At 70.0% G+C, this 6,279-nt stretch carries 9 protein-coding genes; 3 read left to right on the top strand and 6 right to left on the bottom strand.

The annotated features are described in order from the left end of the window. Positions 1-125 precede the first annotated feature (125 nt). From ABTZ03_RS34905 to ABTZ03_RS34890, 4 genes are all read right to left on the bottom strand, one after another. Positions 126-980, bottom strand: coding sequence for an alpha/beta fold hydrolase (locus tag ABTZ03_RS34905; protein WP_350517184.1), 855 nt, complete (start codon positions 978-980; stop codon positions 126-128). Positions 981-1,121: 141 nt separating this feature from the next. Then, the gene (locus tag ABTZ03_RS34900; RefSeq protein ID WP_350517183.1) at positions 1,122-1,649 is read right to left on the bottom strand and encodes a hypothetical protein; all 528 of its coding nucleotides are present in this window, start codon (positions 1,647-1,649) and stop codon (positions 1,122-1,124) included. A gap of 55 nt (positions 1,650-1,704) precedes the next feature. After that, complete coding sequence (locus ABTZ03_RS34895; RefSeq protein WP_350517182.1) at positions 1,705-2,163, bottom strand: MarR family winged helix-turn-helix transcriptional regulator; 459 nt, start codon at positions 2,161-2,163, stop codon at positions 1,705-1,707. Positions 2,164-2,288: 125 nt separating this feature from the next. Then, positions 2,289-3,788, bottom strand: coding sequence for an MBL fold metallo-hydrolase (locus ABTZ03_RS34890; protein ID WP_350517181.1), 1,500 nt, complete (start codon positions 3,786-3,788; stop codon positions 2,289-2,291). 86 nt (positions 3,789-3,874) lie between these two features. On the opposite strand from ABTZ03_RS34890, the gene ABTZ03_RS34885 reads away from it, so the two are divergent. Beyond that, a complete protein-coding gene (locus ABTZ03_RS34885; RefSeq protein WP_350517189.1) occupies positions 3,875-4,468 on the top strand; it encodes a TetR/AcrR family transcriptional regulator in 594 nt (197 codons plus the stop codon). A gap of 48 nt (positions 4,469-4,516) precedes the next feature. On the opposite strand, the gene ABTZ03_RS34880 is transcribed toward ABTZ03_RS34885, so the two are convergent. After that, positions 4,517-4,762 carry a hypothetical protein gene (locus tag ABTZ03_RS34880; RefSeq protein ID WP_350517180.1) on the bottom strand — a complete coding sequence of 82 codons (246 nt, stop codon included), beginning with the start codon at positions 4,760-4,762 and terminating at the stop codon, positions 4,517-4,519. Beyond that, entirely contained in the window at positions 4,759-5,130 is a 372-nt protein-coding gene (locus ABTZ03_RS34875; protein ID WP_350517179.1) for an ATP-binding protein, read from the bottom strand. The genes ABTZ03_RS34880 and ABTZ03_RS34875 overlap by 4 nt, the downstream gene beginning before the upstream one ends. Positions 5,131-5,303: 173 nt before the next feature. Between ABTZ03_RS34875 and ABTZ03_RS34870 the strand changes: the two genes are divergently transcribed. Next, complete coding sequence (locus ABTZ03_RS34870; RefSeq protein ID WP_350517178.1) at positions 5,304-6,173, top strand: helix-turn-helix domain-containing protein; 870 nt, start codon at positions 5,304-5,306, stop codon at positions 6,171-6,173. A gap of 2 nt (positions 6,174-6,175) precedes the next feature. Next, the coding region (locus ABTZ03_RS34865) for a DUF397 domain-containing protein (protein ID WP_350517188.1) at positions 6,176-6,279 on the top strand (104 nt) is incomplete at its 3' end.

The following is a 6,279-nucleotide window of genomic DNA, read 5'->3' as shown; positions in this document are numbered from 1 at the left end:
CGGCGTCGGGGTGCGTGCATCGCAAGGCGGAGGAGGGAGTCCATGCGGAGCATCGGCGACCGACGACAACGCGGCGAGGTGCGTGCCCCGACGCCGCGCGCCCGGCGGGAATTGTCAGACACGCCCTAAGCCAGCAGTGCGGCGACCTCGCCCAGCACCCGGGCCGCCGGGGCCGGGTCGACCAGCCACTTCAGGTGGCTGCCGGCGAGCGTGCGGACGTCGTAGCGGTTGTCCGGCGTCAGGGCATCGCCCTCGCGGATCATCCGGTCCTGCATGGCCGGCGGGATGCTGGCGTCCTCGGCCAGCCGCACGTACGTCCGGGGGATCCGGCCCCAACTGTCGCGCTGCGCGCGGTCCTCGGGCGTGCCGGTGTCGAGGTTCTCGTCCGGCTGGAAGGTGTTGAGGAAGGCCAGGAATTCGTCGTCCGTCCCGTCCGCCAGGAACGCCGCCTTGAAGCCGGCCAGGACGGCCGGGTCCGCGGTGCGGAAGTTGCAGCGCAGCAGACCGAGTTCGGCCGGGTTGCCGGCGAGCGCCGCCGCCATCGCCCCGGCGTCGACCGTGGCCATCTCGGGTTCAGCGTAGTAGCCGCCGACCGGGAGGTCGACCGGCGCCCAGGCGGAGACGTAGACGATGCGGTCGATCAGGTCGGGCCGCCGGTTCGCCGCGACGGTGGCCGTCAGGCCGCCACGGCTGTGCGAGACCAGGATGACCGGCCCGTTGCGCTTGGCCCGCTCCAGGATCCCGATCAGGTGCGCGACGTTGTCGGCGAGCGTGACGCCCTTGATCGCGCCGGGCGTGGCGGCGAGTCCGGCGAGGTCCTGCGGCGCCTGGTAGGCCCGCGGGTACGTCGCGGCGAAGCCGTGTCCCGGGAGGTCGACGGCGACCGAGCGGTGCCCGAGCAGTCCCAGCTCGGCCTGGAGCGGCGCGAACGAGAAGGAGTTCGCGAAGGCTCCGTGGACCAGTACGAAGGTCGGCTGCATCTGTTCTGACTCCCTGTCCCCCGGGGGACGGCATGCGAACGACCGGCCCCGACTTGGCGTCCACCCTACTGACGCAAGATCATCCGCACCAGGGCCGACGGCCCCTCACCTGCGCACTCTCCTGGGCGACTCACGGGCGGCTCACGGACCGACGAGCGCCGCCAGTTCGTCGGCCGATTCCGGAGTCAGCCGGTAGAAGCCCTGGAGGCTGACGAGCCGTTCGAGGCGGCCGTCCACCACGTACTTGAGGCCGCGGACCCGGCCCCGCTGATTGCGCCAGGTGAGCTCCCCCAGCCGCTCCCCCGGTATCGGCAGGTCGAAGCGCACGGGGGTCGCGTCCACGTGCACCGCCGTGGCGCCGCACCCGCCGGCGCCGAGGGCCGACCAGTCCAGGTGTCCGGGGAACCCCGGGTCCCCCCAGTTCTCCGGGGCGGCCCCGCAGCACTCCCCGCGCTCCTGGTCGACCACCCGCATCCGGCTCACCACGAACACCTCACGCTGCTGGACGAGCAGCGCGTACACCTCGTCCCCGGCGCGGGCGGTCGACCAGGCGGGCAGCGACTGGTGCGTCCCGCTGAAGGCGACCGGCGGGCGTTCGCCCTCACGGCCCGCCTTGCGCAGCGCGCGGCAGGTGTCCTGGGTCCAGAGAACGGTGAAGGCATCGGGCATGGCGCCGATCGTAGGAGCGGGGTCCGACAGGCCGGGCCCTGCCGGACCCGGATCCTCAGTGGTGCCAGGCCCGGCCCCCCGTGTTGCGGATGAAGCGCTGCAGGACCTTCATCGTGGTCAGGTACTCGTCGTCGGAGATCCCGGCGTGACGCTCTGCCCACAACTCGTCCTGCCGGGCGGCCAGCCGGTCGAAGAACGCCCGCCCCTCGGGCGTCAGGTCGACCTGGCCCCCGGCGGACTCGGTGACCCAGCCGCGCCCGACGGTCGCGTCGATCTCCGCATCCAGCGCCTCCTGCCCGGTGTCGAGGTAGCCGCGCAGAACGGCGGAGACGTCCGCACGGCTCCTCGGCCCCTCGGCCCTGCCCAACTGGGCGAGCACCCACCACTGCGGCTGGGTGGCGCCGAGCTCGGCCAGCGCGCCGCGGGTACGGCTGACGACAGCGTCGTAGGCGGCCCAACTCCAGTATCCGATCGGCTGCTTGATCATTTCGGCGTCGCTGTGCGAGTACTCCATGACCGGGGCCTCCCCTTCTCGTCGATCGCTTCGGCACGAGCGAAACTAGAAGGTGAAGCCGACTTGAGGTCAAGCGCCGTCACCGCGACCACCACCGCCGGCACGCCCGCCACGACCGGACCTCGCTAGGAAGGCGCCCCGGCGAGCCAGTCGTCGATCGGCACCCGGCAGGTGTTGAGGATCCCCGCGACGGTCCGGTACGTGCCGACCAGCGCCAGCAGCTCCAACAGCTGTGCCTCGGAGTGCCGTTCGAGCAGCGCCCGCCAGCTGGCCGAGGAGAGCCGGTGCCCGTCGTGGAGTTCGTCGACGGCCCGGAGCAGTGCCCGGTCGTCCGCGTCCCAGTCCGGATGCCCCGGCCCCTCCGGGACTCGGGCGATCTCCGCCCTGGTCAGCCCGACCCCGCCCGCTATCCGGACGTGGTGCTGCCACTCGTACGGCGAGCCGGACCGGTGCGCGGTTCGCAGGATCGCCAACTCCCGGGTGCGGGGCGGCAGCAGGCCCTGGTTGAGCGGAACGAGCAGGGGCGCCAGGGCGATCAGCAGCTCGGGGTGGTGGCCGATGACGGCCAGCACATTGGGCACCGGGTGCCCGTCCAGCACCTCGGGGTCGCCGCCGCCGAGCAGCCGGGCGGCGGGCCCGGTGGCGCGCTCGGCCAGGGCGGCCAACTCGGCGACGGGGCGCGGGGCCAGGCGCGGGGTGGGGACGGTCCAGTGGTCGAACAGGCCGAAGAGCTCCTCCTCGGTGGGGGTGCCGTCGCCGTTGAGTTCGCGGTAGACGGCACCGACGTTGAGCAGCAGCCGCTCGGGGTCGGCGAGGTCGGTGAATCCGGTCAGGTCCGTCCCCAGGGCGGCCTGGAGGACGGGCGTGCCCGCGCGGTGAGCGGCGGTGGAGTGGTCGCGGACCCGTTCCAGGTAGGCGCGGAAGCGGCGGACTTCGGGCTTGCCGACGACGGGGCCGTGTCCGGGCACGATGGTCTCGACGCCGTCCAGGCCGAGGATCAGCTCGCAGGCGGCGATCCAGTTGCCGATCAGGCCGGTGTGGATCACCGGGTGGCCGCCGATGAACAGCAGGTCCCCGGTGAACAGCACCCCGGCGTCGGGGACGTGGACCAGGACGTCGCCCCGGGTGTGGGCGTACGGGACTTCGATCAGCCGGACGGTGCGCCGGCCCACCGTGAGCTCCAGCTCGCCGCTGAAGGTGCGGGTCGGGAAGGTCGGGGCGATGCCGGTGAAGTCGAAGGCCTTCCGCAGGCCCGCGACGACGCCGGGGAGTTGGAGATCACCGGGGTCGGCGAGCAGTTCGTGCAGGTGGTCGGCGCGCATGTCGGCGGCGGCGGCCTCGGAGGCGATGATCTCGGCGTCCGGGAGCAGTTGGTTGCCCCACCAGTGGTCGCCGTCGCTGTGGGTGTTGACCAGGGTGGTGAGGGCGACGCCGGGGAGGGCGCGGGTCACGGCGGTGAGCAGGTCCCGGGTCTGCGGGACGGTGAACAGGGTGTCGACGAGCAGCGCCTCGTTGCCGGAGACGACCAGCCCGGCGTTGCTGAGGCCCAGGGATCCGTCCGGCTGGAGGTACGCATAGGTATCGGCGGCGACCTCGTGCAGGCCGAGGGCGTAGGGGACGTCCATCTCTCGAACTCCTCGCTCGATGTACTGGAGTACAAGATGTACTCCAGTACATCGATGGATTCAAGTACAGTCATGGAGTGACCCCGATGACACCGCAGAGCGGGATCGACCGCCGCGAACAGCGCCGCACGGCGACCCGGGAACGGCTGCTGGCGGCAGCCCTCGAACTGTTCGCCGCCCAGGGGTACGCGGCGACCACCTACGACCACATCGCCGAACGCGCGGACGTGGGGCGGCAGACGGCCTTCAACTACTTCCGGCGGAAAGAGGACTTCGTCACCGCCTGGATCGAGCAGCGCCACGAGCTGCTGGACCGGCGGGAGGCGGCGGACACGGCCGCCGGCCGGTCCGCCGTGGAGGCCCTCGCGGACGTGCTGAAGGAGCTCTCCGACCTGATGGTCGAGGAGTACGAACTGGCAAAGGGGCTGTTCGACGGCGGCGTGCTGCAGGTCGTGTTCGGCGCCGGGACGAGGACACCCCGCGCGATCCTGGCCACCGTGGCAAGGGGGCAGGCGGACGGGGAACTCCGCGACGACGTCAGCGCGGAGGCCATCGCCGACCTGATCGCCGACGCCTACGTGACGGCCGTCGTCCGCTGGCTCGCCGCCGACGGTGACTACTCGCTCGCCGAGAACCTGCTCGGCCGGCTGGAGGTCCTCGCGGGCGGGTTCACGGCCTGACGCGGACCTACTGGGAGCAATATTGGCACCAAGCATCGGCTGCCACGCTCAGCCCCGGTGCCGCTTGAACTCCCGCAGCAGAGCGAGGAGGTTGATCACCGTGCTGGCCGGGACGTTGCCGAGGTCGACCAGGACACGACCGTTGAGGACCGTCTCGCCCGGCTTCGCGGACGGCCAGAGGAGCCCGAACTCGCGTCCTTCGGTCCGGAGTTCGACGATGAGCTCGGTGAGCTGCGGGGTGGTCAGGTGGTGGATCGCCGGATCGGCGGGGTGGATCGGGTGGAGGGCGTTCACGCGACGTCGCCGTCCAGCTCGAACCAGACCCGCTTGCCGAGCTTCTGCGGCTCGACGCCCCACCGGTGCGTGAGGCCCTCCACCAGGAGCAACCCCCGGCCGGACTCGGCGAGTTCGGTGGCCTTGCAACGCTGAGGGAGGGCAGAACTGCGGTCGCCGACGATCACGCGGAGGGTGCGGTTCTCGACGGTGATGGCGACGGCGGGCGAGGGGGTCTTGCCGTGCCGCCAGGCGTTGGAGATCAGTTCGACCAGGGCGACTTCGGCATCCGCGATGGAGGAGCGGACGAAGCGGGCGCGCTCCATGACGTCGCGCAACACCTCACGCGAGACGGTAAGGGAGGGGGAGTTGAGGTTGGGGTCACACATGGGGATATCTCCCACTGGTGCAGAGGAATGCCGTGCGGGCAGGCCCTACTGACGACCCGTCCGGTCGGCTGCATGTGCTTTGAACTGTAGATGAATCAGCCTCAACTCTGCAACACTCTCTGCGCATGCCCATACACTTTGCGTAGGCATAGATCGCGGGAAGGGACGTTCCCATGGGATTCAGGACTGGAATCAGCGAGCGCCAGCGCCGCTTCGGCGAGGAGCTTCGCCGCATTCGAGATGCTGCAGGCCTCTCAGCCTTGGAGATCGGCGAGGCCCTGGGCGTGAAGGGTCCGAACATCAGCCACACCGAAGCTGGCAGGCTCGGGCTCAATTCTGAGCGGCTGAACGCCTGGCTGGACATCTGCAAGGTCACGGACCCCGAGTACCGGGCCGGCCTCATCGCCATGAGCGAGAGCACTGGAAAGGGTTGGTGGACCGACTTCAAGCACGATGTCATCGCCACCGCGCTCGACCTGGCCGAGGCGGAAGCAGGCGCGACGTCCCTGGACAGCTACGAGACGCTCCTGATTCCTGGCCTTCTGCAGACCAGGGCGTACAGCGAGGTCATCCACGGCTACAACGACAGGAAGGTCGAGTTCCGCCACCAGCGCCAGACGCTACTGACTGGCGAGGGCGCCCCGCCATTTCGTGCGGTGATCCACGAAGCGGCCCTGCACATGATGTACGGCGGTCCGACCGTCATGCGGGACCAACTGAGTCACCTGGTTGAGATGGGCAAGCTGCCGAACGTGACGATCCAGATCCTTCCGTTCGACTGCACGACCTACGCCTCAACCGACACACCGTTCGTACTGCTCCGGGGAACGCACAGCCGCCTGCACACGGTTCTGCTCGAACACCCCCATGGTGAAACCTTCGTGGGAGATCCCGAGTCCGTGGCAGCGTTTGACCAGAAGTTCGATCGGATCAGGGGCCTCGCTCTCCCTCCACTGTCCGCTTCCTCGCCGATGCCGTCCGCCACCTATCGTGATTCGTTGGGATCGATCCAGCACATCCGATACAAGCTCCAAGGACGGTGACCATGAGCCAGCTCATCTGGCAGAAGTCGAGCTTCAGCGGCGACCAGGCCAACTGCCTCGAAATCGCTTCCGCTGAAAGCCTCGTCTACCTCCGCGAGTCCGAACG

It is taken from the genome of Kitasatospora sp. NPDC096077 (assembly GCF_040303245.1).
Lineage (GTDB): Bacteria > Actinomycetota > Actinomycetes > Streptomycetales > Streptomycetaceae > Kitasatospora.
The sequence above is the reverse complement of the archived record's forward strand: the minus strand, read 5'-3'. Positions and strand labels throughout refer to the sequence as shown.